The organism is Amycolatopsis panacis (genome assembly GCF_003600245.1).
Classification (GTDB): Bacteria; Actinomycetota; Actinomycetes; order Mycobacteriales; family Pseudonocardiaceae; genus Amycolatopsis; species Amycolatopsis sulphurea.
In genome coordinates this window covers 1-518 of record NZ_QZFV01000056.1, presented here as the reverse complement: position 1 = coordinate 518, position 518 = coordinate 1, and the positions used below count along the sequence as shown (strand labels likewise).

Below are 518 nucleotides of genomic sequence, written 5' to 3'. Positions count from 1 at the left end.
TTCGCGCACTGGCGGTGGGTCCACGCATTCTGGTGAAAGGATGAGAAGAGCCGGGTAATGGGAGACTATTACGCCCGGATCTGAGGGAGCGCGGGGGTGAGATTCCCCCGCGCCACCCGACCGGCGTGCTTTGCCGCGATGCAGAAGAACCAGCCCGGTTCGCTCTGATGGCCACGTACGCCGGCCCTGACGAGTTCCTCGCCACCGCCGCTTCGCCGCAGCGCACGCGGGTCTCGGTCCGGCGCATGACATGGCTGCTGGGCGTGTCGGCGTCGGGCTACTATGCGCACGTCAGACGTGCTGCGGCGATGGCGTTGACGGCGCGGCAGCGACGCCGCGCCGATCTCGAGGTGAAGATCACCGAGGTGCACCAGGACTCGCGCGGAACCTGCGGGTCGCCGCGGATCACCGCCGAACTCCGCGACCAGGGCGAGGTCGTCACGGCGAAGACCGTCGCCAAGATCATGGCCTCGATCGGTCTGGAGGGCATCAGCCCACGCACGTTCAAGGTCAAGACG

The 518-nt window shown here is 67.6% G+C and carries 1 protein-coding gene; it reads left to right on the top strand.

Annotated elements, in window-relative coordinates; genetic code table 11:
* Positions 1 to 167 precede the first annotated feature (167 nt).
* Positions 168 to 518, top strand: a 351-nt coding sequence (locus D5S19_RS04470) for an IS3 family transposase (RefSeq protein ID WP_147397336.1), incomplete at its 3' end; no start/stop codon positions are given.